Annotated in this window: 1 protein-coding gene; it reads right to left on the reverse strand. The window is 34.4% G+C overall.

Translation table 11 applies throughout. The features are described 5' to 3' along the window. Positions 1–262 (reverse strand): response regulator (locus tag ACSG5Z_RS29810; protein WP_435712741.1); only part of this gene is annotated, 262 nt, incomplete at its 3' end. Between the last annotated feature and the right edge of the window lie 84 nt (positions 263–346).

Consider the following 346-nt stretch of genomic DNA (forward strand, 5'->3'; position numbering starts at 1 on the left):
TTTCAATATTTCGCATTTTCTCTAGTACAGCTAAACCATCTAAATGTGGCATAATAATGTCTAAAACAAGTACATCCGGCTGCTTATCATTTAATAACTTTAAACACTCTTGACCATTATAAGCAGTACCGATTACTTCCATATCATCTTGAGCAGCTACGTAACTCTCTAGCATTGATTCTAATTCTTTATTATCATCTACAAGACTGACTTTAATTTTCTCCACAGCTTTTCCTCCCTTACCGAATCGATACTCCGACATGTGTATCCTTCTAGGCTACATGAATTGTTCGACAATTGTGTGAAAATTCCCTTTTAAAGTTTGTTACTTTCCGATAAAATCACA

Origin of the sequence: Bacillus pretiosus (assembly GCF_051294775.1) — a bacterium.
GTDB lineage: Bacteria > Bacillota > Bacilli > Bacillales > Bacillaceae_G > Bacillus_A > Bacillus_A wiedmannii.